Here is a 24,877-nt window from a genome sequence, read left to right as displayed (position 1 = left end):
GGCTCGGCTTTGCCGGCGATCACGAACACCGGCAGGTTTGCCTTGATGATGGCATCCCATGTTCGCCGCGCTCACCGAACTAGAGCGTGCAGCGTGGATGTGGCGCCACGGCCTGGTGCTTGATCCTCACCTGGTCGTCTGCCAGGTTCGCGATGGTGCGAAGATCCTGGTGCTCGGGCGTCTGCTCGATCGGCACTCCCTGGTGCTGCGCCCTACTCTCAGCCTCCGCCTGCAGCTGCTCATACACGGTGGACACCGGCACCCTCTGTTTGCTGGTGGTGTGGCCAGGCCAGGTGAACGAGATCCGCTGTGACGCTCCATCGAATGCGTGGATGGTTTGCGGCGACGTCGCCCAGGGCGCTCTTGCGTAATTCGAGCTCGTGATGATGCGCCGCTCGGGTGCCTTGATGATCAACACGTCTTGCAGCGCGCTCGCCTGCAGGCGGAAGTAGCCCGGCTGGCGCATGACGGGGTCGGCGGCATAGCCATCAGACACACATAGCCAGGCGTACCGCTGCTTCAGCTGCTTTGGTCGATCGTCGGCTGGACGGTGCGGTCGATGGGCAGCCAGGTACTTAGGGAGGGTACGCTTCGCTAGCGGAGCGCCCGAGGGTAAAGCGGCGCCTCCAGAAACGTTCGGATCTTCGATGAAAGCCTGCCTGCAGCAGAGCTATTCGCTGTCGCTGGTGTGTGGAAGCCGCAAAAGGATGCCAGTGTGCTGACGAATCAAGAGATCAAATGGGCAGCGTTGCTTGTAGTGGTGGTGAGCGTTGCGAGGGCGCAGTTGCGAAAGCGGTGGCCTGACCAGGTGCGACGATGGGAGCATCTGGTCGATCTGTCGATCTTGGTGACGGTGATCTTTCTGATGATGGCAGCCCTGACTAATCTAGGCAGGGAGCCGGGCCGACCGATGCCCGCAGGGCCGACCAGGATTGCCTCTGTGACGCTGACGGATATCTCACTCGAGATCCACATCTGAGTGCAGGCGTTATGCCGGTGACTCGTAGGTGATGCCGCCCAGCCGATACGTCGAAGGCGTCTTGAGCGGTACCCGATCACCCTCCTCCACATCTGACCGCTGGCCATTGGTAGGCAGGTAGAGGGTTCGCTCTGCCCAGACCTCAGCCCGCGCCTTCACATCGCCGCGCTGCCGGCCGCATGCCGATGTTGGTATTCCCCTCACTGGCTATTTGCGTTACTTGCTAGTCACTTCCTCAGTGATCGAGCCGAGGCCACTGACTTTGGTGGTCTGTAGCGTTGTCTCAGTGTTGCGCAGGAACCGGCAGGGTTGCCTCGCTATTCCACAAGCTGACAGGCCGGCTGAATAGGTTCTCGGTTTGGAAATGCGCCATCCGCCAAGCTCCTTCTTCAAAAATAAAGTCCACCTTCAGCCGAGCGGCATTGAGGTGAGAAGCGCCGTCGGCGAAGGTGCTGGTTTGCAACATAACCCAGTGGCCGACGCCGCTCTCGTGCTCCACTGTGATTACCTCGCTAGTGAGGAAGTGCACGTTAAGCGCGAAATGCGCGGGCGTCTTCATGTATGTAGCGAACATGGCTCGGATCTCCTCTCGGCCCTGGTAGCCGCCGAAGCTGCCGGCGTAGCGGGCGCCCTTGCCTTCCCAGCGTGCGTCGCGGGTGAACAACTCGCTCAATTCCTCCAGCGGCGTCGCGGCGTTCAGTTGATCGCACAGGGTCATGTAGCGGTTGATGCAATAGCGAATCGCCTGCTGGTGTTCGAAGGCTTCCAGGCGTTGGTGCAGGCTAAGCAAGTCGATCATGGCGCATCTCCAGCGAAGGGATCGGGGGTCGCGCCTGAAGCCGCGTAGACATTCAGCAGCAGTCGCTCCGCCACGGCCAGCAGCCGTTCATCCGCCCCTTTGGCGGCCACCAGTTGCAGGCCGGCGGGCAGACCATTGGCGGTCGTCAGTGGGATGGTCAGGGCGGGATGGCCGGACAGATTGAAGGGACGCACCAGCGAGGTCATGCCCAGCACCGCACGGGTATCGGTAGCCTCTTCCAGGCGTAGCGGTACCGCGGGCATGGTGGGCAGCGCGATGACGTCAACACTGCTCAGCACCTCATCCACTTCCGCGGTGAAGGCGCGACGAATCCTTTCGGCTTGGGCCAGTTCCGCTTCGGTGGTCTGGCCCGCGGCAATCAGGCGCTGGGCGACGTCCGCGCCGACCTTGCCGGAGGCCAGCAAGGCTTCGCAGGCAAGAAAGGTTTCCTGGTTGATGACGGTCATACCCGCGGCGTAGGCCGCGTCGAAATGGCATAAGCGCATATCCGTCAACGCTAGCCCGCTGGCGAACAGCGCGCCGGCGACGGCTTGTTCCACCTCAGGCTCAGCCGTCACGCGAAGCACCGCTAGGCTGGCGCTCTCCGGCACTGGAAGCGGTTGGAAGGTCGGATCCATCAAGGTCATGGCCTTACCGAGCATGGGCAGGGAGGCAGCCAAGGGACCTACGCAATCCAGGCTGCTCCGCTCCGGCATGACCCCTACCCGGCTGATCCGGCCATAGGTTGGCTTCAGACCGAAAATCCCGCAACAGCAGGCCGGAATACGCACGGAGCCCCCGGTGTCGGTGCCCAGGCTGAAATCGGCCAGTCCGGCGGCCACGGCAGCGGCGGAACCGCTGGAAGAACCACCCGGGATCAACGCCGGATAGCGCGGGTTGACGGGGGTACCCTGGTACCTGTTGAGCCCCGTGGTACCGAAGGCCAGCTCGTGCAAGCTGACCTTGGCGGTGAGGTGGGCGCCGTTGGCCAGCAGGCGCTCCACCACGTCCGCGTGGCGCCGCGCGGGGGGTGCATCCGCCAAGGCTCGCGAGGAGGCCCGGGTGGGATAGCCGGCCACGTCCAAGGTGTCCTTGACGACGACTCTGGGGCCGCCGGGCGTGCCCAGGGCGAGGGTTTCAACGATGAGGTTCATCGGGGTATCTCCTTACTGGACGGTCCGCGTGCCGATACCGCACGCGGTAGACGTCGGGGGTTCAATTCACGAGCTGACCTGGGGGGACGCCGACGGCTCTGCGGAAGCGGTGCGCGGCACGGGCTGCGCCGGACGAATGGAGATGACCGCGACCGTGGTGATCGCGCCCATGACGATCAGCATCACCGATACCGGCCAAGCATCCCTATAGAGACTGAACAGCGCTGTGGCGGCCAGCGGCGCCATGCCGCCCGAGAAGATGGAGGCGATCTCGTGTCCCATCGCCAGGCCCGAATAGCGCACCTTGGGCGGGAACAACTCACCCATGAGAGCGGGTTGGGTACCGATCATGGCGCCGTGGCAGACGGCCATACCGATCAGCGCAGCCAGGTAGACCCACAGCGCCTCATGGGTATCGAGCATCCAGAAGAAGGGAAAGGCGAACAGCATGAGGCCGACCGAGCCGATGGCGTAGACCGGGCGCCGGCCGATGCGGTCGGACAGCCATCCCCAGAACACCAAGGTGAAGGCCTCGACGATCATCGCCAGCATGACGCTGGCGAGCACAAGCTGGGTATCCAGGCCGGTGAACTTGGCATAGGCGACGGTGAAGGCCAGGAATAGATACGCACTGCCGTTCTCGGCGATGCGCAGGCCAATGGCTTGCAGCACCGCCTTGGGATGTTCGCGCAGGACTTCCATTACCGGCATGTGCACCGCGGCCTCCTGCTCGACCGTCTTCACGAACTCCTGGCTTTCCGGCAGGCTGCGGCGGATGTACACGCCGACGCCGAAAATCACGATGCTGGCCAGGAACGGCAGCCGCCAGCCCCAGCTCAGCAAATCGTCCTGCGGCAACAGCTGCACCAGATAGAAGGCGACCGCCGACAGCACGAAGCCACCCACCACTCCAAGCTGGCTCCAGGCGGCATAGAAGCCAACCCGGCCCTTTGGCGCGTTCTCGCTGATCATCAGCACCCCGCCGCCCCACTCGCCCCCCGAGGCCACCCCCTGCAGGATTCGCAGCAGCACCAGGCAGACCGGCGCCAGGTAGCCCGCCTGTTCGTAGGTGGGCAGCAGTCCCATGGTGAAGGTGGCAATCCCCATGATGGCGAGGGTCATCACCAGCGCCTTCTTGCGCCCGGACTTGTCGCCGATGTGGCCGAAGATCAGCCCACCCAGGGGCCTCGCCAGAAACCCCACCGCGAAGCCGGCGAATGAGGCCATGGTGCCCAATATCGGATCGGTACCCGCCGGGAAGAACAGAGGTCCGAAGATCAGCGCGGCAGCCGTACCGTAGAGGAAAAAGTCGTACCACTCTAGGGCATTGCCCAGTACCGACGCGAAGACGATACGCCTCAGGGTGCGGGGATCGTTCTGTTGCTGTCGTTGAGTGTTGAGAGAGGTCATGGGCGATAGGTCTCCGGGTCTGTTACCAGAACTTCCAGGTATAGGAAGTGATCAGGCGGTATTCGTTGTAGTCGGTTTCGTACTTGCGCTGGACATGGAAGTTCTTGAGTTCGAAACTCAGCTGTTTGAAAAGTCCGCTTTGCACCGTGTAGTTGATGATGACATCGCGCTCGTTCTCAGCATCGTTTTCCAAGCCCGCTCCACGATCAATGTCGGAGCCTTTGATAAAACGGGCAAATAAACGCAGGCCCGGCAACCCCACTTCAGCGAAGTTGTAGCCGTAGCGCACCGACCAACTCCGCTCTTCCGGGCGAATGAACGGAATACCCGACCAGTTAGGCAGATAGAGTTGCGGCGCATAACCGTTGAGCGTCGGAAAGTTGGTCTCGCCGAGCATGCGCTGGTAACTAATACCTATTAGATGACCGCTCTTCTCCAGGGTGACCAGGCCGCTGTAGGCCCGGTTGTCGACCGGGCCGCCCCGGGCACTGCCGTCTTCCCGGTTGTTGAAGTAGCCGAGCTGGGTGCTCAACAGGTAACCATCACCGAAGGCCAGGGCATGCTTGAGGCCGCCGTAGTCCTGCCGGTAGATGTCATTCAGGACACCATGGAAATAGCTGACGCTCAGGTTAGGCGTGATGGCATAGGTGGCTCCCGTGAAGTCCAGCCCGTCGCTATCCTGGCTGTCGCTCGTCCCGTAGCGATACAGTCGCTCATGATTAGCGGATTCCCGCGTCACGATGGACCAGAAGCGTCCGGCCGTGAGCTGTAAGCGGTCGATATCGCGGGATTCGATGACCGCACCTTGATAAATGGTGTCGAGCAAACGGCTGGGGTCATTGGAGGCCACCGGCAGGTTTGGCTTCTGGTCGCCGATCTTTACCAGGGTCTTGGCGAACTTCAGTTTCAAGGTCGCGCCGGCCCGGCCGTAGTCGTCCGCCGCCCGCTGGTGGTAGAGGCTATAGGGCAAGGAACCATCGTTGCCGGTCGAGTCCAGGCGCAGCGCGTATTGCCCATTCACATCCAGGCCGACGGCCAGCGGCGTATCGGTGTAGCCCGATTCGAATTGCAGATCGAAGCCCTGAGACCAATTACCGACCCGGTCTACCGGAGCATCGCTATTAGTGAAGTTTCGATCCAGATAGAGGTTTCTTAGATTGATGGAAAGATGGCTATCGTCGCCGATAGCGGCGACGACATTGAATGGAAGTGCCGAGCCGAAGAACAGACACAGCGATGTAGTACGCAACGGCGAATAGAGTTCCATTGTGCAGCCCTGAAAGGGTTAACCAGCAAGGGGTAATAGTAAATCCTGGGCAGAATCAAGCCGCGGCGTATTACCGCCCGCATATAACCTATTGTTTTTGTTTTGTTTCAGTTGAGTCAGATATCGAGTATCAACCGTTTGCCGCGCGCCCGCGAACAGCACAGGACTATCTGTTCATTGCTCTGCTTTTCTTCGTCGGTGAGATAGACGTCGCGGTGATCCGGTTCGCCTTCGAGGACATCGCACAGGCAGGTGCCGCAAATACCCTGCTCGCAGGACACCTCGACTTTGATGCCCGCGGCGCCCAGGGCGGCAACGATGCTCTGCCCCTCCTGGACCTGTATCGTCTTGCCACTCCGGTTGGCGACCACCTCGAACCCGGCGCCCTCGGTATTGGTCTCGGCCTGGAAGTACTCGCGGTGGATGCGCGATTCGGCGTAGCCCTGCGCGCGGGCGCCGGCGATGACCCAGTCCATGAAACCGATCGGGCCGCAGGTGTAGAGGAAGCTATCGGCGGGCGCCTCGCGCAGCACCGCGTTCAGGTCCAGGCGCCGCTCGGTGCCTTCGTCGTCGAAATGGGTGAATACCCGTGCGGCGAAGGGCGCGGCCTGCAATTCCTCGACGAAGGCGCAGCGCTCACGGGAGCGGCCGCTGTAGTGCAATTCGAAGGACTGCCCCTGGGCATGGAGGCTGTAGGCCATGGCGATCATCGGGGTGATGCCGATGCCGCCCCCCAGCAGCAGCGAGTGGCTGGCCTCCGTCGCCAGCGGGAACAGGTTACGCGGAACGCTGATGCGCAGGTCCGTGCCCGGCAGCAGGCGCTGGTGGACCTGCGTCGAGCCGCCGCGGGAATTGGCGTCCTTGAGGATACCGAGACGATAGACGCTGGCCTTACCGGGATCACCGCACAGCGAATACTGGCGTACCAGGTCTGGCGCCAAGTGCAGATCCACGTGCGCGCCGGCGGTGAAGGCGGGCAACGCCTGGCCATCGCGGGCGGCCAGCTCCAGGATGACCACCTCGCCGCCCTGCACCTCCCGCTTGCGTACGGTCACGTCCAGCAAAAGATCCGTCATGACCGCCTCCTCACAGGATGTAGCCGATGCCGGCCAGGGCATCGTCGCTATTGATCAGGCTGATCACCTTGCGTTGGAGCTTGAACTGCCCCTCGGCCCGTACCAGCTCGTAGGTCACATCGGCGCTGTAGTGCTTGAGGCTTTCCTTGCGGAATTCGCGCACGTTCTGGGCGCAGCGGACGGTCACGGTGCTGCCGTCGTCGGCCAGCACGCGAATGCGCGACAGCGTCCGCACGGTGCGTGGCTGCGGGCTGGTGGAGATCGACTCGCCGCTGATCAGTCGTTGCACGCGCAATTGGCGCATGTGGTGGTCGTCATAGGCGTAATTGAGGCTGTTCTCCGGGTCGGTTTCCTTGGGGTCGATGGGAATGATGTAGAGCCCCTGGGCGGTCCACTGGTCGAGCCAGGCCTGGTAGTCGCCGTGGTCGAGCATGTCGCCTTCCTGCCAGATGAAGGCGGTCACTTCGTTCAATAGCTGCAGATTCATAGTGCGCTCCCGGCTCAGGCCGACATCATCTTTTTCCATTGCTGATACGCCGCCCGCATACCGGTCTCGGCACTCACGTCGGAGATCAGCCCATCCGCGCTGGATCGCTCGCCGGGTAGGCCGCGATTGAGCATGATCCAGAGGTCTTCACCGGCGCTGGCACCCTTCTGCACCCGCTCCCAGGCCTCGGAATCGTCCGGCGTGCCGAAGCCCATGGGGCCCTGGAAGTGCTCGTGCAGGCGCAGGCGGTAGCGATTGGCCACGGCCGGCCCTCCGGCCATGGTGATCACCGAGTGATGGATCTCGGTCTCGGTGACCGAAATCGGTTGCAGCACGCGGAAGAAGGCCATGGAGCAGGCGACGTTGGGGAAGAGATTGAGATTGAAGCCGGTCCCGCCGACGGCGCGGACGATCCTGCGCACCTGCTGTCCGTCGATGCCTTCGGCAAGCAACTCGTCGGCCAGGGCGGTGAAGCGTTCGGGAATGGGCTTGTCGAGATCCGCCTCCAGATCGACCAGCTCGGGAATCATCACCATCACGCTGTGGCCGTTGCCCAGATCCTCGACGTAGCCGGGGCCTTTGACGAAGTCGAACAGCTCCAGGGTCTGTTCGTCCACGGACGACAGGAAGCTCTTGTGCACCAGCGGGAAATGATAGGCGTCGGTGGTGTTTTCCAACTGGATCTTCCAGTTGCCGGGGAAGCGGAAGCGATGTTCGCCAGGCACCGCGATGCCGTAGCCGGCGCCCTGTTTCATGAACAGGTCCATCCACTTCTTCGCCGCGCCGAGGAAGTCTGTCAGCGGCTCGATGTTTGCCTTGAAGGTGGCGAAGACCATGCCGGCGTAGCTTTCGGTACGCAGACTCACCAACGGCAGCTCGGCCTTGTCGATGCAGTCGCCGTAGCTTTCCGGGTGCGGAATGCCACGCAAGGAGCCGTCGAGGGCGTAGCCCCATCCGTGATAGGGGCAGACGAAGCTATTGGTCTTGCCCTTCCTGTGCTCGCAGACGGTGGCGCCGCGATGGCGGCAGCGGTTGAGCAGGACGTTGATCCCCTTCCTGCGATCACGCACCACGATCACCGGCTGCTTGCCGATATAGGTGGTCTTAAAACTTCCGGCATCGGGGATCTCACTTTCGTGGGCCACCCAGATCCAGGTGCTGTAGAAGATCTTTTCCAGCTCAGCATCGAACAGCGCCGGGTCGGTGTACAGCGAGGTATGGACGCGGTCAGCCTGCACCAGGGTGGCGGGCTCGGCCGTCAGGTTGATGGCAGGGATCAGCTTGGTCACGGAAGTCACCTTCATCAGGGGTGGCGCTCGGTCTCCCGGGCAGGCCGTGGCCGCCAGCGCTCACGCACGGCACGGTGCCCAGGGGGTTTCGGGTACAGCGGCAGGGGTCTAACCAGGCGAGGAGCAGGCGTCACTACCGCTGAAGCGGCGGCTTGGCCAGCGGCCGATGATCGTGCGCTGGCTCGTGGTCGAAGACGGCTTGTGGGGCACGGTCATGGCGGAATCCTCGTTATTGTGTGCGTCCTTCAGGAGGCGCTTTATGACTCACACGCTAAGGGGACCGCGGGGGTGGCTCAATGACAGGCAGGATGAAAGTCGTTGCGTTGAGTGCAACGAGTGACGCCGCCAGAGCATGCTGTCGTTACAGCGAGCGGCGCATCGTCTTGGCCAGATCGGTGGCCAGCGCACGGCTCAGGGCGTCGAGCGTGCGCCCACGGCGGGTGATGATCTGAATCTCGGTGGCGGCCATTTCCACGCAGTCGATGGCCACCGCCTTGAAGGTGCCGCTGCGCAGTTCCTCGATGACCGGCAGTTCCGCCAGCAGGGTCGCGCCCAGGCCAGAGCGGACGAAGTCGAGGATCACCGCCAGGGAATTCGAAGTCATCGAAGGCGTGATATCGAGCCCGCGTTCGCGGCAGGCTGCATCGAAGAGTTCTCGCACCCGGAACCTCGGCCCCGGCAGTACCAGAGCCTCGTCTGCCAACTCGCCGAGGGTCACGGTGCTGCGTTCGGCAAGTCGGCTGTCGCGATGGACAATGAGGCGCAGCGGTTGCTCCAGGCTGAACAGACGGGTCAGGCGTGCCGCCTGGTTGGGTGAGAACGCCACGCCCAGGTGAGCTTCATCCGCCATCACCATGCGCTGTACCTCGAGCGAGGGCGCGCTGATGATCTCCGTCTTGTGGGCTTGGTGGTCGCGTATCAGCTCCTGCAGGGAGTTGATGGCACGGGCGCCGAGCAGGCCCTCGCCGATGGCGATGACGGTGGTGGCCTGCACCATGTCCCGCAACTCATCCAGGCGTCCCATGAGCTGCGCGTACTGGGCCAGGCGCTCGACGTAGTAGTCCACGGCCGCCTCGCCCGCCGCCGTGAGATGCACGCGGTGGGTGCCCTGCCTGACCAGCTCGATATCCAACTCCTCTTCCAGCTTGGCGATCTGCCGGCTCACCGAGGAGGTGGCGACGCCGAGCTCTTCGGCTGCCGCGCGCATCGAGCCCTTTTGCTGGCTCACATAGAGGTAACGCAGGCGATTGTCCTGCAGGTCGATCTGGTGATGGGTGCGCTTGGCCATGCCGGGTTCTCGGTCGGTACGCCGGCGAGAAAGCCCTCGCGAGCGACCCGGCGTCGGTCAAGATCCTACAACAGATCGACGGAGCCACGCCTCGGACGGCTACCCGGTACCTGGACATTCATGGATAAGGCGCACTCGGCGCGATGCCGGCGAACAGCGCTCCAGCGCTGTCGTAGGTGGATTCGCCCAGAAAGGCGTGTTGGGTCACCACCATCGAATCGCGCAGGATCCACTGCAAACGATGGTCGGCGAAGATCGCCGTCGTCCCCGCCAGCCGATAGGCCATGGCCACCACCTCGGCGCAGGTGTGGGCCGCGTGGGTGGCACTCAGGCGCAGCAGGTTGGCCTGGGCCTCACTCACCGGATTACCGGCCAGGATCGAATTCCACACGGCGTCGGGTGTTTCGTAGAAGAAAGCCCGGGCGCTACGCAGCTTCGCCTCGGCTTTGCCTAGCTCGATGCGGTAGTAGGCCCTATCTCCCAGACGTGGCGCCCCGGTTACCGTCTTGGTGCTCCCCGACATGCCGATCACCAGATCGAGCGCTGCCCGGGCCAGACCGAGATTCACCGCCGCATGGACCTGCGCCTGGTAGGAGACGGAAGGATAGCGATAGAGCGGCTCGTCTATAGTGGCCGGGGTACCGCGCACGAAGGTCCAGGCATGTTCGACGACCTTGTCGTGCAGCTTAAGGTCATGGCTGCCCGTCCCCTGCATACCCACCACCTGCCAGTTCTCGACGATCTCCACCTCGGCGGCGGGAAAAACCGCGGTCAATGGCTTACCGGCCGTCTTGTCGCCGCCGCTGGCTGGGGTGCCGCCAATACCCACGCCCATCCAATCGGCGCCCTTGCAGCCGCTGGCGAAACGCCAGTGACCGTTGACCTGCCAACCGCCTTCGATGGCTCGGGCCGGTTGCAGCGGATAGAGTCCGCCGGCATAGACCTGGTCCGGTCCCTTGGCGTAGATCAGCGCCTGGGTGGCTGGCGGCAGCGAAGCAAGATAGATGTTGGCCGACCCGAAGGCCGCGACCCAGCCGGTCGAGCCATCGGCCTCGGACACCCGCTCGACGATCCGCAGAAAGTCGCTGGGCGGCAAGGCATCCCCGCCGAAACGCCGGGGCGTACTGGCGCGAAAGATGCCCACGGCCTTCATTTTCTCGATCATGTCGCGCGGCACGTGGGAGCGCTCGTTGAACTCCTGGCGCCGAGTGGCGATTTCCGCGATCACCTCGTCCAGTGTCGGGCTTCTGGCCCAAGCGGGATCACCTTCCATCGTTTTACGCAGGACTGGATTGACCGTACTGTTCATTTGACGCTCCGACTGGATGAATGACTAATGTCCTCAGCATGGGCGCAGTAGTTGAATGCGATCAAATTCTAAAGATGAATACCGCGAATGCGCCAGATGAATTCAGTCACGAACAATATATTTTGGAACAACCCACAGGAGTCATTCTCTGTACTTATATGCAACATGACGAAGATGAATTTGACCGGTCGTGGCTCAGCTTCCAGGATAAAAGCGTTCTCTTATCATTTCGGGACCTCGACGCTCATGAACACAACCAATAAAGAAAACTTTCGTCAGGCGCTGTCCCTGTTGTCGGCGGCGGTCAATATCATCAGTACCGATGGCCCCCACGGCCGCCTGGGGCTGACCGCCAGCGCTGTGTGCTCGGTCACCGACAGCCCGCCCACCGTGCTGGTCTGCATCAACCGCAACAGCTCGATCCACGACGCCCTGCTGGGTAACCGCGCACTCTGCGTGAACATCCTGCCGGGCCATCTCGAAGAGACCGCGCGGCGCTTCGCCGGCATGACCGACGTCCCTCCCGCCGAGCGCTTCACCCATTGCGATTGGCAAGCAGGCGCCTCCGGTCTACCGGTACTCGGCGAGGCGCTGGCCAGCCTTGAAGGCCACATAGTGGACGTCAAGGATGTCGGCTCACACTCGGTGCTGTTCGTCGAGGTCGAGCATATTCACGTGGGCGAACACCGCGAGGGTCTGACCTACTTCGGCCGCACCTTTCATCGCCTCGAACGCTTCGCGGCTCAAGTTCAGCACGCTTCGGCCTCGTGAGGGAGCGCACCCATGACCCTTTGCCTGTTTCTTACCGCCTACCAGGAAGACGTGGCTTCCAAAGTCGATGAGGACTGGCTGGATGCGAGCCTGGCCGAGGTGGACGGGGTGCGCGAGCTCATCCTGCACCTACCCTTCGCCTTCGACCAGGGCGATCCTCATCTGGTCGCCGCGGAACCGCCCCGGTGTGTGATCCAGCTGTACTTCCCGTCCCTCTCTGCGCTGGAGCAGGCCCTGGTCCGCCAGGGGCCGTTGACACGACTGCTGACGAAAGCGGAGCTGACCGGCTATCGCTGGACGCAGCAGGCCATGCTGGTCCGCTCTTTCATGCCTGTCACTGGAGCAAGCCAGCGTTCGACGGGCGTCACCTATCTGGTGGAATACGACGGACACAGCGCAGACGACGATCACTGGCTGGCCTGCTATCTCCGGCAGCATCCACCGCTGCTGGCGCTGCTGCCCGGGGTACGGACGGTGGAGGTCTATACCCGTCTGGACTATTGCAGCGATCTGCCCATCGCGCGGGCCAGGGCTCTGCAACGCAACAAGGTGGTGTTCGATTGCGCCGCGGCACTCGCCACCGCCCTCGCCTCGCCCCAGCGTGATCGGCTGCGCGAGGATTTCCTTAGCCTGCCGACCTTTACCGGCACGAGCCCCCACTACCCCATGCAAAGCGTCGCGCGGCTAGCTTGAGTCCCGAGCGGTACCGGCTGGCTCAGGCTCGCACGCGGCGCTGAAGAGCTCCACCAGCCGGTCGCGCAGCCAGGCGATGCCGGTATCAGCCGCAAAGCGGCTGTGGCAGTAGATGCCCACCGAAATCGTTGGCAGCTCGATGGGCAGGCGCAAAAGCCGGTAGGCCTGATTACGGTTGACCTGCTGGGCGATGGCGCGTGGCAGGATCAGTGCCAGCTCCGTCGTGGCGACGATCTCCGGTGCTATGGTGAAATTGGGCACCTTGAGGGCGATGTCCCGGTGCAGGCCGGCCGTGCGAAAGGCGTTGTCCGCCGTCTGGCCGTGGCCCGTCACGTTGCTGGATACTTGGACATAGCGCAGCACCCGCAACTGATCGAGACTCAACTCGGCGGTCTGGAGCGGATGATCCTTGCGTAGCAGGCAGATGAATTCGTCGTCCAGTAGATTCTGGTAAAGACAATCCTCGCTGGGGTCCATCAGATAGCCCACGGCCACATCTACATCCCCCTGACGCAGCGCCGTGGCCAATTGGTCGATAGGCAGCGGCTGCACCTCCAGAGCGATGTTCGGTGCTTGGCTGGCCAGCCTCTCCATCAGGCGGGGCAGCACATACAGCTGGGACATGTCCGACATCGAGAGCCGAAAGGTTCGAGTGGCGGTCGCCGGGTCGAAACGCGAGGTCATCATCAGCGCCCCCTGGATCGTTACCAGGGCATGTTCAATGGGGCCGAACAGCCGAATCGCGGCATCGGTGGGCTCCATGGCGGTCAGGGTGCGTACGAATAGCGGATCGTTGAAGACGTCTCGCAGACGCCGCAACGCATGGCTTACGGCGGGCTGGCTCAGGTGCAGGCGTTCCGCCGCGATGGTCAGGCTGCGGTGCTCCCAGATCGCCAAGAAGGTCTTCAACAGGTTCAGATCGACCGTGGCCAGGTTGATGTGCTTGGTCATAGGCCCTCTCGCAATGCAATCACCCAGCAACTATTCATTATGCCGACATTGCACGCTCGGTGCGGCGAATTTCACGACGCTTCTCTAATAACACCTAAGCAGCGCATTTTCCTACAACTTTCCGCGCCGAACATCGAATAAGCCGCCCCTATTCATCTCGTGCATACAGCCAATAATTCCTGATCATTTGACCGCCCGCGAAATGGCCTCTTACTTTGCCCAGGCACGGTCGCCGACACTTTGGCGCATTATTGAATCGATGCGAAACGTTGATAACAGGAAACCCTCATGACAATACGTGTGGAAGATAACACCAACCCTTCGCAGCGTCCGCGCGCGCTCAAAGCGGTATTCATCTCGGTGATCGGACAAATATTGGAATGGTACGATTTCTTTCTCTACGGAACGGCCGCGGCCTTGGTCTTCGGCGAACTGTTCTTCCCCATCGATGAAGATCCGCTGACCGGTATTATCGCCGCCTATGGTGGCCTGGCGCTGGGCTTCGTCGCGCGCCCGGTGGGCGGCATCCTCTGCGGTCACCTCGGCGATCGCTATGGCCGCAAGGTGGTGCTGACCCTCACCCTCGCCGCCATGGGCGCTGCGACCTTCCTCATGGGTCTGCTGCCCACCTACCAGCGTATTGGTATCGCCGCGCCCATCCTGCTGATTCTGTTGCGGCTGGTTCAGGGGCTGGCGGCTGGTGGCGAGTGGAGCGGCAGCATCCTGGTGATCACCGAGAACACCCACCGCAGCAAGCGGGGCCGGTTTTCCGCGTGGGCCCCATGCGGCGCCGTGGTGGGCTTTGCGCTGTCTACCGGTGCCTTCTTGCTCGCCGAGACGATCTCCGGACCGGCGTTCCTGACCTGGGGTTGGCGACTGCCCTTCCTGTTCAGCGTCGTGTTAATCGGCGTTGGGCTGTATTTGCGTAGCCACATGCACGAAAGCCATGAATTCGCTCAGGTCGCAGATCAGGGCAATGCCGCCCAGTCACCGATCATGGAAGTGCTGCGCCGCCATCCCCGCCAGGTGTCGATGATCTTCGGCCTGCGGCTGGGAGAAGGCTGCGCCTCCTGGATGTATTTCACCTTCTCCATCGCCTACGGCAAGTTCTTGGGGCTCTCCAACACCTTCGTGCTGAGCGCCCTGACCTTCTCCATGCTGCTGATGATTCCCTGCGCGCTGCTTGCCGGCTACGCCTGCGATCGCATCGGGCGCAAACCGGTATACCTAGCCGGCGCCCTGGGCATGTTGTTCCTCGCCTATCCGCTATTCCTAATGTTCGACTCCGGGACACCGTGGCTCATCGTCACCGGATTGGTGCTGGCCAACGGCGTGGTGCTTGGCCTGCTCGAGGGCGCACAGCCGGCCTTCATCAGCGAGCTGCTGCCGGCGCGGCTACGTTTTTCCGGCCTGGGTATCGGCCGGGAAGTGGCGTCCGTGCTGGGAGGTGGACTAGCACCCATTATCGCCACCGCGCTGCTGGCGCATTATCGCACGCCTGAACCCATCGCCCTTTACCTGGGCTGCATGGCCCTGATCACCGTGATCACCACCTTCTACACCCCGGAGACCTACACCCGTCAGCAGCGTCGGGAAGACCGCGCAAGGTTCAGTGCAGGACAGCAGCCGGCGGGCGCACAGCCCTATTCGCCAGCGCCGTCAGGGGTGTAACCCCGTTACCTCGGCGCGTGCCATCAGGCCCCCAGGGGGTAGCCGTCTCCGGCCCGCCGGACGGCTAGAGGGGTATAGCGGAGTTGACGCTGGGGTCGCATCAGGTCCGCCGCCGGCAGATTCCGTCCCGGGCCATGCCTGGCGAAAAAGTCAGGCCCGTTGCGCAGCCGTCTCCTGCACCGGCGCCAGAAGCGGCATACGATCGTCGGCCCGGTAGCCGATGACGATCGGCGACACTACCTGTTTATCGCTCGGGGGTATGTCGCCGCTTTCGTCGCGGTGCAGTCGGCGCACCGAGGCCAGCACCAAGGTGATCCCCAGTCCGGCCGCCACCAGGCCGATTGCCGTCAGCAATTCGTTGGCCTACTGCGCCATGCGGATGTTCAATTCTTAGCGAGCGAAGAGCGCCAGCAAATGGTCGGCGTAGCCGGGTCGTGGCGCGGAGGGATAGAGCAAGAAGGGCTCTTCCGTCAGGCGTGCCAGAACCTTGGCGCCGAGCAGTAAGTGCCCGGCGGGCAGGACCGCCACCAGCGGATCCTCGTGCAATACCTCTTGCATCACCGCGGCATCCTCCTTTTGTACTTGGTGACGATGATCTTTTGACGATGGCAGCGTACCAATTTTGGTAGGGAGCTGCCTGCAGGGCCGCCCAAAACCGCCTCCGTTACGCTGACGCATATTTCGTACGCATCCACATCTGAACCCAGGCACTAGGCCTGTGACTCGTAGGTGATGCCGCCGAGCCGGTAGGTCGAGGGCGTAAGTAGCGTAGCTCGGACGCTGTCCTGCGGCCGCTGGGCACCGGTGGGCAGGTAGAGGTTGCGCTCTGCCCATACCTCAGCGCGCGCCTGCACATCGCCGCGCTGGCGGCCGCGGGCCGCACGATCGAAGTCGCGCAGCGCCGAGACCTTCGGCTCGGCCTCGCCGGCGAGCACGAACACCGGCAGATTGGCCTTGATGATGGCGTCCCACTTCTCGCCGCGCTCGCCGAACCAGAGCGTGCAGCGCGGGTGCGGGGCGACGACCTTGTGCTTGATCAGCACCTGGTCGTCAGCAAGGTTCGCGATGGTGCGCAGATCCTGGTGCTCGGGCGTCTGCTCGAGCGGTATCCCCTGCTGCTGCGCCCTACTCTCGGCCTCCGCCTGCAGCTGCTCGCGCACGGTGGCCACCGGTATCCGCTGGTTGCTGGTGGTGTGGCCAGCCCAGGTGAACGAGATCCGCCGCGGAGCACCGTCGAAGGCGTGGATGGTGCGCTGCAGCTGCTTGGTGGTGACGCCGGCGCCCAGGGCACGCCGCAAGAGCCGCGGCCGCATCTCGGGGGTGTAGCCCAGGGCGACCCGAAGCGCTTCGATCTCGTCGGTGACCACCTGCTTGCTCACATTGATGGCCAACACCTGCGGCAGCACGCTCGCCTGCAGGCGGAAGTAGCCCGGCAGGCGCATGACGGTGCCGGCGGCTTGGCCAACGTCGCGTTGGTGGCTGGCCAGGGCCGCGGTGGCCAGCGCGATCGCCGCCTGACCGTCGACTTCCTGGACCTCGAGTACGTCGGGCGTCTTCTGCTCGTTCAGCAGCGGCACCTGCCACACGCGGCCATCGACCACCAACCCTGGCCAGGTCGAATTGAAGCTGACCAGCTGCTCGACGAGCACCTGGTGCGCACGCTGGATCCCTTCGTACATGGCGGTGCCCTCCTCACGGGCGACGTTCCCACTACAGAAATATACCACCCCTGTACAAAGAGAGCCCCTATTCAACCTCTTCCCCCTTCCACCCCAAGCCCGCCTCGCCTCTTTCCTTCCTTCTTTCCTTCTCTTTTTTCCTTCCCTTTGCCTCCCATCGCGCGCGGGGCGCGGGTGGTCGGTGGGGGGAGCTCGGGTGGAGGGGGTGCAGGGGGGTTGGAGTGAGGGGTTTGTGCAGGGGTGGTATATTTTAGCCCGTCGAATGCGGTGCCTCATCGGCTTATCAATACATTAACTATCTTTATCCAGCGCCGCGGCAAAGCTTGGCAGTATCCCTGAACAGGGGCGCCACTTCCGGCACCCTCCTTCAGGAGCAGCACCATGCCGCAACGCCGGATCCGGGCGCGCCTCAGCTGGCTCGCCATCGCCCTCTCCACCACCCTGGGTCTGCTCGACCTGCAGAGCGCCTCCGCCGCCCGCGCCCTGCGCTTGGCCCACGCCTCCAGCAGCGACAGCCTGATCAACCAGGCGGTGCAGCGCTTCGCCGAAGAGCTCAAGACCGAGTCCAAGGGCGAGTTGACCGTCAAGGTCTTCCCCGATGGCCAGCTCGGTGACGAAGGCCCCATCGCCGAGGGTGTCGGCAACGGCTCCATCGACATCGGCCTGGGCGGCGCGGTGGACGCCATCGATCCACGCCTCAACGTGGTCTCCCTGCCCTTCCTGTTCCGCGACGCGGCCAACGTCCACGCCTTCCTCGACGGTCCCCAGGGCAAGGCCCTAATGGGCCTCGGCCAGGATCACGGCTACATGCTGCTGGGCGCCCTGGATTCGGGTTTCCGCCAGTTCGCCAACAGCAAGCACCCCATCGTCGCCCCGGCCGACCTCGCCGGCCTGAAGATCCGCACGCCGCCGAATCCGGTGATCCTCGCCACCCTCAAGCAACTCGGCGCCCTGGCCCAGTCGATCCCCTTCGGTGAGGTCTACAGCGCCCTGCAATCCGGCGTGGTGGATGGCGTCGAGCCGGAAATGCGCGACTTCTACGACCAGAAGTGGTTCGAGGTGGCCAAGTACCTGTCACTGTCCAACTACATCTGGTCGGCCAACTACTGGTTCATGAACAAGGACACCTACGACGGCCTGAGCGAGCCCCAGCGCGCGGCGCTGCGCAAGGCAGCGCCAGCGCAGGCCTGCTGGCGATCCCCCGTCACTCGGTGGCCAGGCCTCCAGAATCGGCCAAGCTTTTTGATATCCAGATGGAGCAGGTCTAAGACGGGCATGTTTATGCAGGTTCATACGGGGCTCCTGGAAGGTTGTGTTGGTTGCGCTTCCAGAATTCCGGGAACGCCCCGGATGAACAACCTACTGAGAAATCACAGCTAGAGGCTGGATTCCGCCCGGACTACCCTTTATCGAAGTCTGTAGCCCATACCTTTTCACCTAAAAAGCTGCCGTTATAGGGCCATCTTTTCTTGCGGCGTAACCTGGGCGAGCTCCACCTGCCGCACCTGCACCTGACCGTCGGTGAGGTCCAGGGACAGGGACAGGGACAGGGACAGGGACAGGGACAGGGTGCGATGATCGGCGCCGCGAACGTGAGTACGGACGGGGTGGAGAACCTGTTATCAGGCCTACGGGATACGTAGGCCTGCAACCTCCGCGCATCCAAATACGGTTATCAGCTGCCCCCCAGCGCCAGTCTCGGCACCCTGCCCGAGCGTCATCTCACAACCCAAGGAACCCTCTCATGGCTGATACCTTCCAGCTCAACCTGGGCTCACTCAGGTCGAGCGTCAATCTCACCCTGCATACCCACCATGCTTCCCGGCTCTGGTTCGGCCGACAGCGCTCCGACAACAAACCCGGCATGATCGGCTTGTCCGGCTTCTCCAACATCATCAACCGCATCTCTGCCAGTGCCGCCAAGGACGATCCCTATTCCGATCTCTTCCTCATCATCATCGAGGACAAGATCGAGGAGTCCGAGCGGCAGCTGACCGCTATAGATGAGCGACCGGACCAGGTCATGGCGATGCTCCCCAAGCAGCTCGATGTCGGCACCAACCTGTCGATCCAGCCGCTCAAGCTGCCGCTGTACCTGAACTCGCTTCTGGCCTTCAAAGGCGTGTACCTGCTGACCCGCTATGACGAGCTGGTGCGCCGGATCCTCCTGGCCGCGCACATCGGCTTGATCGACAACGGTTCCAAGGAAGGTTGGCTGGACGAAGGCGCCGCCGTACTGCGCCGCCTGTATGGCGTGGGCCAACGCTACAAGGGCTACAGCGGTGCGTCGCGCGACGACATCGCCGCCAACAACGCCCGGGCGACCAACGCCAAGGAGATGTACGGCTTCCTGGAAATGCCCAAGGACGTACTCGAGGGCACCCGGCGCAGCAAGTTCGCGCCCGCCATCCAACGCCCAGGCGATACGCCGGCCGCCTCCAATAGCGGCGACGACGGCTTCGATGGCGATAGCGCCGATGAGGATGAGCATTTGGGCGCAGCCAGCAGGTCGCACAGCGCCACCGAGATGAGTGAGGCCTGATCGCGATGGCATGGCAACAGTCCACTCAGGGCTCGAAAACAGCAAACCTGCAACAGGCAGCCTTCCAGCCCCTGCAACAGGATGCCTTCGCGAACCTGCAACATGCTCCCTTCTACAAAGGGCTTTTAAAACCCTTTAAGGGTAAGGGGGAGCTGGACCAGTTGGCCGAGCAGTGCCGTTCCCTTGAAGCCGACCTGAACACCCTGGCCCAGGAGCGGATCCTCGCCCAGGCCCACCGTTTCCCCTTCACGCTCATGCCGATCCGGATGACCCACCAGCACACCTCGGCTGGCCCAGTTTTCCTGCGTTGGCAGCAGAGTGGAACGCGGAAGATGAACGTCTATTTCGATAACAGCATCCGTCTGCAGGATGGCTCCTACGAGGATAGCGGCGGCTTCTGGGCCAATGTCGAGCTCTGGCACCGCGACGCGGAAAGCTACAGCCGGCTGTACCAGAAAGGAATGCGGATGCTGATCGAAGGGCGGGCAGTCCTCGATAGCTGGAAGGACGGCAACGGTGTCGAGCAAGCGGCGATGAAGGTCCAGGCCAACTGGATCGCGTTCCTGCCGCACCGGATCGAATCCATCACCCTGGGCCAGGGCACGGGTCTGAGTCAGTCGCGACCGGTCTCGAACGGCTCGGCTCCAGCTCGCGCTCCGGTCCCCACCGGTGACGACTTCGACGACAACATCCCCTATTAGCGCTCATGAAAAAATTCGCGCCCTCAGCGTGGCGCTGCCGGAAGACAGGATTCACTCAGCGTGATCTTGTAGCACCGATGGTCACCGCTGAGAATAAAACCTGATCGGTGAGAACCTTTCGCGAATAGCGTTGACATGCAAATGAGAATTGATACTATCAGGTCAGCCGGTCGCGAGATCGGTCGAGATCTGAGAGTCCTGCGGTCGACCTTTCAGTTATCTCCTCATCAGGCTAATCACGGTTTGGGCCCGGCACTGCTGGGCCTTTTTTTGTTCGCGATTTGGCATCTCTTTTACTAGGTCGCGCCTTAGCGTGACGCCACTGAAAGCGTTACAACGCCCCTAACGTAGGCTCGCCGCTGCATACCGGTCGCACTCCGGGACACAAGCTAGATTTGGCGGGTCAGCCATCTGGATATCGACGCGACCGCTTGGGTCCGGCCAGACCAGCGTACGATCTCTTTAATCTGCTAACCGAGGTAGGACGTTCTGTGATTCAGCGGCGTCGAGATGACACTGCGCTAAAGAATTACAAAAAATTGCAGATGAATTGGCTTGGAGGTCACCGTCGCAGACCTCATGGAGCCCGGAATGAACCTACGTCTGCTACGTATAGCCCCCCGCATCACCATCTGCTTTGGAGCAGTCACTTTTTTTGTAATACTTTTAGGTGCTTTTGCCTTCATGCAGTTGAAGGCTCTGCGTTTAACTGAACAGACGATGGAGTCTGACTGGCTAGCGAGCGTTCAGACGGCGGATGACATCCAAATCGCACTGCTGCACACACGCCTCGAAAGCATTCGTCTCCTAGCGACAGACGACGCAGCGGCGGCCAGTGCCGCCATCGGGCAAATTCAACACAACCGCGAGATCCTTAACGCACGGACCACGTTCTATCGTGACCACTTAATTTCCGATGACACTGAACGTGCAGGACTTGAGCAGGCTGCACAGCACATGAAGGCTTACCTGGATGGGCTAGATCGGATTGTCGCCGTGATCAAATCTGATCGTGCACAAGCTGTCTTGCTAGCGAATGGTGAGCAAAAGAAACTGGCCGAAGCGTATCAGGAGCAGCTGACTAAGCTACGGGAGATGAACGCCGCGGGGGCCAAGCAGGCGGGTCAAAATGCGCTGGAAATCTATCAACATAGCGTTCGCATTATGGTCCTCATCGTGCTACTGGCAGTCGTCAGTACGCTCTTACTCGCTTGGCGTTTGACTCGTAGCGTTGCTCACCCAATTGGCGCCTCACTCGTTGTGGCCAACGCCATCGCCCAGGGGGCTCTCACCAGCAATATCAATCGCACAGGTGTCGATGAAGCAGCTGGTCTTATGCGCGCCTTAGGTCAGATGCAAGACAATCTAAAGGACACTCTCCACGGTATCTCGAACTCATCCGCTCGGCTTAGTGGAGCTGCGCACGCGATGAAAAATGTAACCGATGAGGCTAGTCAGACCTTATCCAGCCAAAACGCGGAAATTGATCAAGCCGCCACGGCCGTAACGCAAATGAGCGCGGCAGTCGAAGAGGTAGCGCGCAATGCAACCTCTACATCTCAGTCTGCTAAAGAGTCGAGTACCGCCGCCGTATCAGGAAATGAAAGGGTCAGTGAGACGCTGCACGCGATGCAGCGTCTCACTGACCAAGTCCAGACCACATCCTCTCAAGTCGAGAGCCTAGCCGGACAAGCTCAGGACATCGCCAAGGTTCTTGGGGTCATTGGTGCAATTGCCGAGCAAACCAACCTGCTCGCCCTGAATGCGGCTATCGAGGCAGCCCGCGCAGGTGAGCAAGGTCGCGGGTTTGCAGTGGTTGCCGATGAGGTCCGTGCATTGGCACATCGTACTCAGTCCTCCACTCGCGAGATCGAAAACATGATCTCGGGCATTCAGCAGGGATCTGCCCATGCCGTTCACGCGATGAAAGCCAGTACGGCCCAGGCTCACGAGACGTACGCTATTGCTCAAGCTGCAGGGCAGGCGCTGAACGACATTCTCGAAGCCGTAAGACTCATTGAAGAGCGTAACCTTCAAATTGCAACGGCTTCTGAAGAGCAAGCCTATGTAGCGCGAGAGGTTGACCGTAACTTGCTGAGTATTCGCGACCTCTCAATCAAGAGCAGTGACGGCAATTGTAGAACAGTGACAGCTAGCGACGAGCTATCCGCTATGGCGGGTGAACTCGAGGTGTTGGTTAGGCGATTCAAGCTCGCATGAGCACCTAAAAATCTTTCGTAGTAAGGTTATGGTAGTGAGCGGCGGTACCCTGGCCGAAAACGCAGAGTCACGATCTTCTTCAGAGAAGAGAATAGCGATGTACCGGACCCGTTATGGCTTAGCTCCGTTGTAAAGAGAACTCTGTGCTGCTCAAGTATGAGTCAGCACAGATTGCCCATCACCTCGGGTACGCCTGAACTGCTGCAGAACGCGGCCACGACATCAGTCTGAAGATGCCCTACCCGAGGGTATGAACCTCCGCCGACAGGTCTCGTGCGCTCCTACATTCGCCGAGAAAGCATCTGCTGGTCGGCTGGTGGCGGCTGACTCAACGACGGATGCTGAGGGACCTGGACATGCTGTGCCACAAACTCATTGTGCGAGCTGGTCGGTTCCCTATCTGCGTAGGACTGGTCTGGCTTTATTATCGAGATTGCCGATACCCGGAGATCTCTTCGCTTGGGGCATGTGCCCGCAGATCGCGCCCCTGACCGAGGGCGGCATGGTGTTCGCTGCGACTGGTCCGGCGGCAGTACCTTACGATTATCTCCTCCTCAGGCTAAACCCAGCTTTGGCCCGGCGCTGCTGGGTCTTTTTTGCCCGCGATTTAGCATCCTTTCTGTAAGGTCGCGCCTTGACGTGAAGCTGCTGGAGGCGTCCATCTCTTTTTCCACCAATCCAAAGCGTATGGATCTACTGCAAAAGCAAACCGGCATAAGCCGTAGTGCATCGCATACTGACCTGACGCAGGCGCGCATAACGGTCGTTACTCACGCCAGATACGCCTTAAATGGAAACGGATAGTATCCATAATGATACCAAATGTTACTCAACTTTTCGTGATGGCAGCCGCTACCTCCTGTACTTCCATAGCGGAAAAACTTTCATGTCCAGCATTTCATCGTTAAGTGGCGTCACTTTCAGCAACGCAATTACTGCGACCAACTCGACTGCCAGCGCCACAAGCAAGACCAGCGCTGCGGCTACGGACACCTCGGCAGCTAGCAGTACGTCGGCAACTCAAGGTGCGGGAAGCAGTGCCAGTGCCAGTGCCAGTGCCAGTGCCAGTGCCACACCCGTAGGGGGCGCCTCCGGCGGAAGTTCAACCAGCAGCTCGTCGTCCGACAGCACCTTAGAAAAACTCAAGCAGGCAATAGAACAGGCCTCCAAGGAGTTACAGGAAGCCCAGCAGGCGTTGAGCAAATCCAGTCAAGGTAGCGGTAATGACAGCGAGCAGGAACAACAAGCAAAACAGACTGAACAGCAGGCCGCGCAGGCGCGGGTAGCCTCCGCCAGCGCCGCGCTGGCCAGTGCCTATGCTGCCTACAGCCAAGCCCTCAGCGAATCTGGTTCAAGCACCAGTGGTACCTCAGTGAACACCAGCGTTTGATAGCGCTAATGATCGGCTGAATTACAACACTGCGGCGTTTGAGACCGCGAAAAGATCTGCCTCAACCTATGCGGGCCTGGGTATGGTTTCGTCTTTACCCGGATACCTGTCCATCGCGACCCTAGACCTTCTTTCAGTTTCCCGCAGGTCTGCGCGATGTTCGCTTTGGGTATGAGCTGTGGCTAGGCCATCACTACGCAACGCCTCAGGCACGCTCCAGCTCCTGCAGCGCGCCGTTTTCGACGGCTACGACTTTGGCCTCAAGATGCCTTACCTCGAAGGGGCCAATCGGCTGCTGACGAGCCGGGGCGGCTCCTTCATTCGCCGCGGCGAGCATCCGTTGTCCGGGTATTGGCGGCTGCCCCAGCGGCGGCTGCTGGAGGACCTAGACGTGCTCTTTCACCAGCTGGGCGAACTGGCCGATGGTCGATTCGTCCTGGACGGGTCTGGTTTCAGCCGCAAGATCGCCGACGCCCAGGCCGATCCTCGGCGAGACCTTTTCATCTGGGGAATGCGTCTACGGATCGCGCCGCTGTCCGGTGGCGGAGTAGTGCTGTCCGGGGACTATCACCCGGGCTGCGTGGCCGTGGCCAAGCGCATGCAGGGGCTCTTCCTTTCCACCAGTCGCGCCTGGCGGGTGCCGGCCTCGGCCGAGCTGCTGCGTAGTAACCTCATCCTGGAGCTGGGGCTGCTCGAGGAGCAGTTCGAGATGCTCGACGTGCTCCAGGAGCTGCTGTCGGATGGCTCGGTCAGCGCCGCCCGTGACGTCACCGCGATGTCGATTGGAGGACCACCCCAAGAGCGAAGCGCGTCCTCAGCCGACGAGGACAGTGCGGCGGACGTCTACCTGGCCGCGGTGCCGGACATCGCCAAGACCAGTTGGACCCTGCAGGCCATCGAGGCCGAGCTCAAGCCGTATTCGCTGATGTCTCACCAGCCTGCCGGGATCCGCCACCTGCTGCAGCGCACCAGCGCACTGCTGGCCGATGACATGGGGCTGGGCAAGAGTCGCCAGGCGGTGATTGCGGCCGGCATTCAGTCCGCCGGCCACCAGATCCTGGTGGTGGTGCTGGCCAGCCTCGTCATCAACTGGGAGCGGGAGATCCAGGCGGTCTATCCAGACGCGCGAATCGCCCGGCAGCGGTATCAGTCGGATGCCCAGTGGGTGATCGTCAATTACGAACGCCTGGGCGATTTCGTG

Annotated in this window: 23 protein-coding genes and 2 pseudogenes; 11 read left to right on the top strand and 14 right to left on the bottom strand. The window is 61.9% G+C overall.

Annotated features, from left to right (window positions below):
- Positions 1-79: 79 nt before the first annotated feature.
- Positions 80-466, bottom strand: coding sequence for a hypothetical protein (locus RND78_RS23225; protein ID WP_312732370.1), 387 nt, complete (start codon positions 464-466; stop codon positions 80-82).
- A gap of 249 nt (positions 467-715) precedes the next feature.
- On the opposite strand from RND78_RS23225, the gene RND78_RS23220 reads away from it, so the two are divergent.
- Positions 716-979, top strand: coding sequence for a hypothetical protein (locus tag RND78_RS23220; RefSeq protein WP_312732369.1), 264 nt, complete (start codon positions 716-718; stop codon positions 977-979).
- A 283-nt stretch (positions 980-1,262) separates the two neighbouring features.
- Here RND78_RS23220 and RND78_RS23215 read toward each other — a convergent pair whose 3' ends face one another.
- The 9 genes from RND78_RS23215 to RND78_RS23175 form a co-directional block, all read right to left on the bottom strand.
- Positions 1,263-1,778: a nuclear transport factor 2 family protein gene (locus tag RND78_RS23215; protein WP_312732368.1), complete on the bottom strand. Its 516-nt coding sequence runs from the start codon at positions 1,776-1,778 to the stop codon at positions 1,263-1,265.
- On the bottom strand, positions 1,775-2,932 hold the full coding sequence (locus RND78_RS23210; protein ID WP_312732367.1) for an amidase: 1,158 nt from the start codon (positions 2,930-2,932) through the stop codon (positions 1,775-1,777). The genes RND78_RS23215 and RND78_RS23210 overlap by 4 nt, the downstream gene beginning before the upstream one ends.
- Positions 2,933-2,998: 66 nt before the next feature.
- Positions 2,999-4,342 carry an MFS transporter gene (locus RND78_RS23205; RefSeq protein WP_312732366.1) on the bottom strand — a complete coding sequence of 448 codons (1,344 nt, stop codon included), beginning with the start codon at positions 4,340-4,342 and terminating at the stop codon, positions 2,999-3,001.
- Between the two features lie 22 nt (positions 4,343-4,364).
- On the bottom strand, positions 4,365-5,609 hold the full coding sequence (locus RND78_RS23200; RefSeq protein ID WP_312732365.1) for an OprD family outer membrane porin: 1,245 nt from the start codon (positions 5,607-5,609) through the stop codon (positions 4,365-4,367).
- A gap of 116 nt (positions 5,610-5,725) precedes the next feature.
- Positions 5,726-6,685 (bottom strand): PDR/VanB family oxidoreductase, encoded by a 960-nt coding sequence (locus RND78_RS23195; protein WP_312732364.1) that lies wholly within the window; start codon positions 6,683-6,685, stop codon positions 5,726-5,728.
- Positions 6,686-6,695: 10 nt separating this feature from the next.
- Positions 6,696-7,172, bottom strand: a complete 477-nt coding sequence (locus tag RND78_RS23190; protein ID WP_312732363.1) for an aromatic-ring-hydroxylating dioxygenase subunit beta — start codon at positions 7,170-7,172, stop codon at positions 6,696-6,698.
- Positions 7,173-7,186: 14 nt separating this feature from the next.
- Entirely contained in the window at positions 7,187-8,461 is a 1,275-nt protein-coding gene (locus tag RND78_RS23185; protein ID WP_312732362.1) for an aromatic ring-hydroxylating dioxygenase subunit alpha, read from the bottom strand.
- 361 nt (positions 8,462-8,822) lie between these two features.
- On the bottom strand, positions 8,823-9,749 hold the full coding sequence (locus tag RND78_RS23180; RefSeq protein ID WP_312732361.1) for a LysR family transcriptional regulator: 927 nt from the start codon (positions 9,747-9,749) through the stop codon (positions 8,823-8,825).
- A 118-nt stretch (positions 9,750-9,867) separates the two neighbouring features.
- A complete protein-coding gene (locus tag RND78_RS23175; protein ID WP_312732429.1) occupies positions 9,868-11,022 on the bottom strand; it encodes an acyl-CoA dehydrogenase family protein in 1,155 nt (384 codons plus the stop codon).
- 282 nt (positions 11,023-11,304) lie between these two features.
- Here RND78_RS23175 and RND78_RS23170 point away from each other — a divergent pair, with 282 nt between their 5' ends.
- Entirely contained in the window at positions 11,305-11,829 is a 525-nt protein-coding gene (locus tag RND78_RS23170) for a flavin reductase (RefSeq protein ID WP_312732360.1), read from the top strand.
- Between the two features lie 12 nt (positions 11,830-11,841).
- Complete coding sequence (locus tag RND78_RS23165) at positions 11,842-12,522, top strand: hypothetical protein (RefSeq protein WP_312732359.1); 681 nt, start codon at positions 11,842-11,844, stop codon at positions 12,520-12,522.
- On the opposite strand, the gene RND78_RS23160 is transcribed toward RND78_RS23165, so the two are convergent.
- Entirely contained in the window at positions 12,514-13,473 is a 960-nt protein-coding gene (locus tag RND78_RS23160; protein WP_312732358.1) for a LysR family transcriptional regulator, read from the bottom strand. The genes RND78_RS23165 and RND78_RS23160 overlap by 9 nt on opposite strands.
- A 288-nt stretch (positions 13,474-13,761) precedes the next feature.
- Between RND78_RS23160 and RND78_RS23155 the strand changes: the two genes are divergently transcribed.
- Positions 13,762-15,144, top strand: coding sequence for an MFS transporter (locus tag RND78_RS23155; RefSeq protein ID WP_312732357.1), 1,383 nt, complete (start codon positions 13,762-13,764; stop codon positions 15,142-15,144).
- Positions 15,145-15,294: 150 nt separating this feature from the next.
- Here the strand turns inward: RND78_RS23155 and RND78_RS28445 are convergent, their stop codons facing one another.
- The 3 genes from RND78_RS28445 to RND78_RS23145 form a co-directional block, all read right to left on the bottom strand.
- Positions 15,295-15,498, bottom strand: coding sequence for a hypothetical protein (locus RND78_RS28445; protein ID WP_409457107.1), 204 nt, complete (start codon positions 15,496-15,498; stop codon positions 15,295-15,297).
- A 36-nt stretch (positions 15,499-15,534) separates the two neighbouring features.
- The gene (locus RND78_RS28440; protein ID WP_409457106.1) at positions 15,535-15,702 is read right to left on the bottom strand and encodes a hypothetical protein; all 168 of its coding nucleotides are present in this window, start codon (positions 15,700-15,702) and stop codon (positions 15,535-15,537) included.
- Positions 15,703-15,854: 152 nt separating this feature from the next.
- Positions 15,855-16,823, bottom strand: a complete 969-nt coding sequence (locus RND78_RS23145; protein ID WP_312732356.1) for a DNA replication terminus site-binding protein — start codon at positions 16,821-16,823, stop codon at positions 15,855-15,857.
- Positions 16,824-17,204: 381 nt separating this feature from the next.
- On the opposite strand from RND78_RS23145, the pseudogene RND78_RS23140 reads away from it, so the two are divergent.
- The 7 genes and pseudogenes from RND78_RS23140 to RND78_RS23115 all read left to right on the top strand — a co-directional run.
- Positions 17,205-18,017 (top strand): annotated as a pseudogene (locus tag RND78_RS23140) (TRAP transporter substrate-binding protein); the annotation flags it as partial.
- 550 nt (positions 18,018-18,567) lie between these two features.
- The gene (locus RND78_RS23135) at positions 18,568-19,365 is read left to right on the top strand and encodes a PFL_4669 family integrating conjugative element protein (RefSeq protein WP_312732355.1); all 798 of its coding nucleotides are present in this window, start codon (positions 18,568-18,570) and stop codon (positions 19,363-19,365) included.
- Between the two features lie 5 nt (positions 19,366-19,370).
- Complete coding sequence (locus tag RND78_RS23130) at positions 19,371-20,066, top strand: DUF3158 family protein (protein WP_312732354.1); 696 nt, start codon at positions 19,371-19,373, stop codon at positions 20,064-20,066.
- 579 nt (positions 20,067-20,645) lie between these two features.
- Positions 20,646-21,428: pseudogene (locus RND78_RS28435) on the top strand (MCP four helix bundle domain-containing protein); the annotation flags it as partial.
- Positions 21,402-22,286: a methyl-accepting chemotaxis protein gene (locus tag RND78_RS28430; protein ID WP_409457110.1), complete on the top strand. Its 885-nt coding sequence runs from the start codon at positions 21,402-21,404 to the stop codon at positions 22,284-22,286. The pseudogene RND78_RS28435 and the gene RND78_RS28430, both read left to right, overlap by 27 nt.
- A 790-nt stretch (positions 22,287-23,076) precedes the next feature.
- Positions 23,077-23,676 (top strand): hypothetical protein, encoded by a 600-nt coding sequence (locus tag RND78_RS23120; protein ID WP_312732352.1) that lies wholly within the window; start codon positions 23,077-23,079, stop codon positions 23,674-23,676.
- A 178-nt stretch (positions 23,677-23,854) separates the two neighbouring features.
- Positions 23,855-24,877 (top strand): SNF2-related protein (locus RND78_RS23115; protein ID WP_409457105.1); only part of this gene is annotated, 1,023 nt, incomplete at its 3' end.

The sequence above is a fragment of the Pseudomonas oryzihabitans genome, from assembly GCF_032027545.1.
Lineage (GTDB): Bacteria > Pseudomonadota > Gammaproteobacteria > Pseudomonadales > Pseudomonadaceae > Chryseomonas > Chryseomonas oryzihabitans_F.
This window is presented reverse-complemented; position numbering and strand designations above follow the sequence as displayed.

Excerpts from the sequence above, each read along its gene's own strand:
- RND78_RS23165 (WP_312732359.1), top strand. The coding sequence starts at position 11,842 with ATGACCCTTTGCCTGTTTCTTACCGCCTACCAGGAAGACGTGGCTTCC.
- RND78_RS23170 (WP_312732360.1), top strand. The coding sequence starts at position 11,305 with ATGAACACAACCAATAAAGAAAACTTTCGTCAGGCGCTGTCCCTGTTG.
- RND78_RS23210 (WP_312732367.1), bottom strand. The coding sequence starts at position 2,932 with ATGAACCTCATCGTTGAAACCCTCGCCCTGGGCACGCCCGGCGGCCCC.
- RND78_RS23175 (WP_312732429.1), bottom strand. The coding sequence starts at position 11,022 with ATGGAAGGTGATCCCGCTTGGGCCAGAAGCCCGACACTGGACGAGGTG.
- RND78_RS28440 (WP_409457106.1), bottom strand. The coding sequence starts at position 15,702 with ATGCAAGAGGTATTGCACGAGGATCCGCTGGTGGCGGTCCTGCCCGCC.
- RND78_RS23205 (WP_312732366.1), bottom strand. The coding sequence starts at position 4,342 with ATGACCTCTCTCAACACTCAACGACAGCAACAGAACGATCCCCGCACC.
- RND78_RS23160 (WP_312732358.1), bottom strand. The coding sequence starts at position 13,473 with ATGACCAAGCACATCAACCTGGCCACGGTCGATCTGAACCTGTTGAAG.
- RND78_RS23180 (WP_312732361.1), bottom strand. The coding sequence starts at position 9,749 with ATGGCCAAGCGCACCCATCACCAGATCGACCTGCAGGACAATCGCCTG.
- RND78_RS23155 (WP_312732357.1), top strand. The coding sequence starts at position 13,762 with ATGACAATACGTGTGGAAGATAACACCAACCCTTCGCAGCGTCCGCGC.
- RND78_RS23145 (WP_312732356.1), bottom strand. The coding sequence starts at position 16,823 with ATGTACGAAGGGATCCAGCGTGCGCACCAGGTGCTCGTCGAGCAGCTG.
- RND78_RS23225 (WP_312732370.1), bottom strand. The coding sequence starts at position 466 with ATGCGCCAGCCGGGCTACTTCCGCCTGCAGGCGAGCGCGCTGCAAGAC.
- RND78_RS23120 (WP_312732352.1), top strand. The coding sequence starts at position 23,077 with ATGGAAACGGATAGTATCCATAATGATACCAAATGTTACTCAACTTTT.
- RND78_RS23200 (WP_312732365.1), bottom strand. The coding sequence starts at position 5,609 with ATGGAACTCTATTCGCCGTTGCGTACTACATCGCTGTGTCTGTTCTTC.
- RND78_RS23215 (WP_312732368.1), bottom strand. The coding sequence starts at position 1,778 with ATGATCGACTTGCTTAGCCTGCACCAACGCCTGGAAGCCTTCGAACAC.
- RND78_RS23195 (WP_312732364.1), bottom strand. The coding sequence starts at position 6,685 with ATGACGGATCTTTTGCTGGACGTGACCGTACGCAAGCGGGAGGTGCAG.
- RND78_RS28430 (WP_409457110.1), top strand. The coding sequence starts at position 21,402 with ATGCGCGCCTTAGGTCAGATGCAAGACAATCTAAAGGACACTCTCCAC.
- RND78_RS23190 (WP_312732363.1), bottom strand. The coding sequence starts at position 7,172 with ATGAATCTGCAGCTATTGAACGAAGTGACCGCCTTCATCTGGCAGGAA.
- RND78_RS23135 (WP_312732355.1), top strand. The coding sequence starts at position 18,568 with ATGGCTGATACCTTCCAGCTCAACCTGGGCTCACTCAGGTCGAGCGTC.
- RND78_RS23130 (WP_312732354.1), top strand. The coding sequence starts at position 19,371 with ATGGCATGGCAACAGTCCACTCAGGGCTCGAAAACAGCAAACCTGCAA.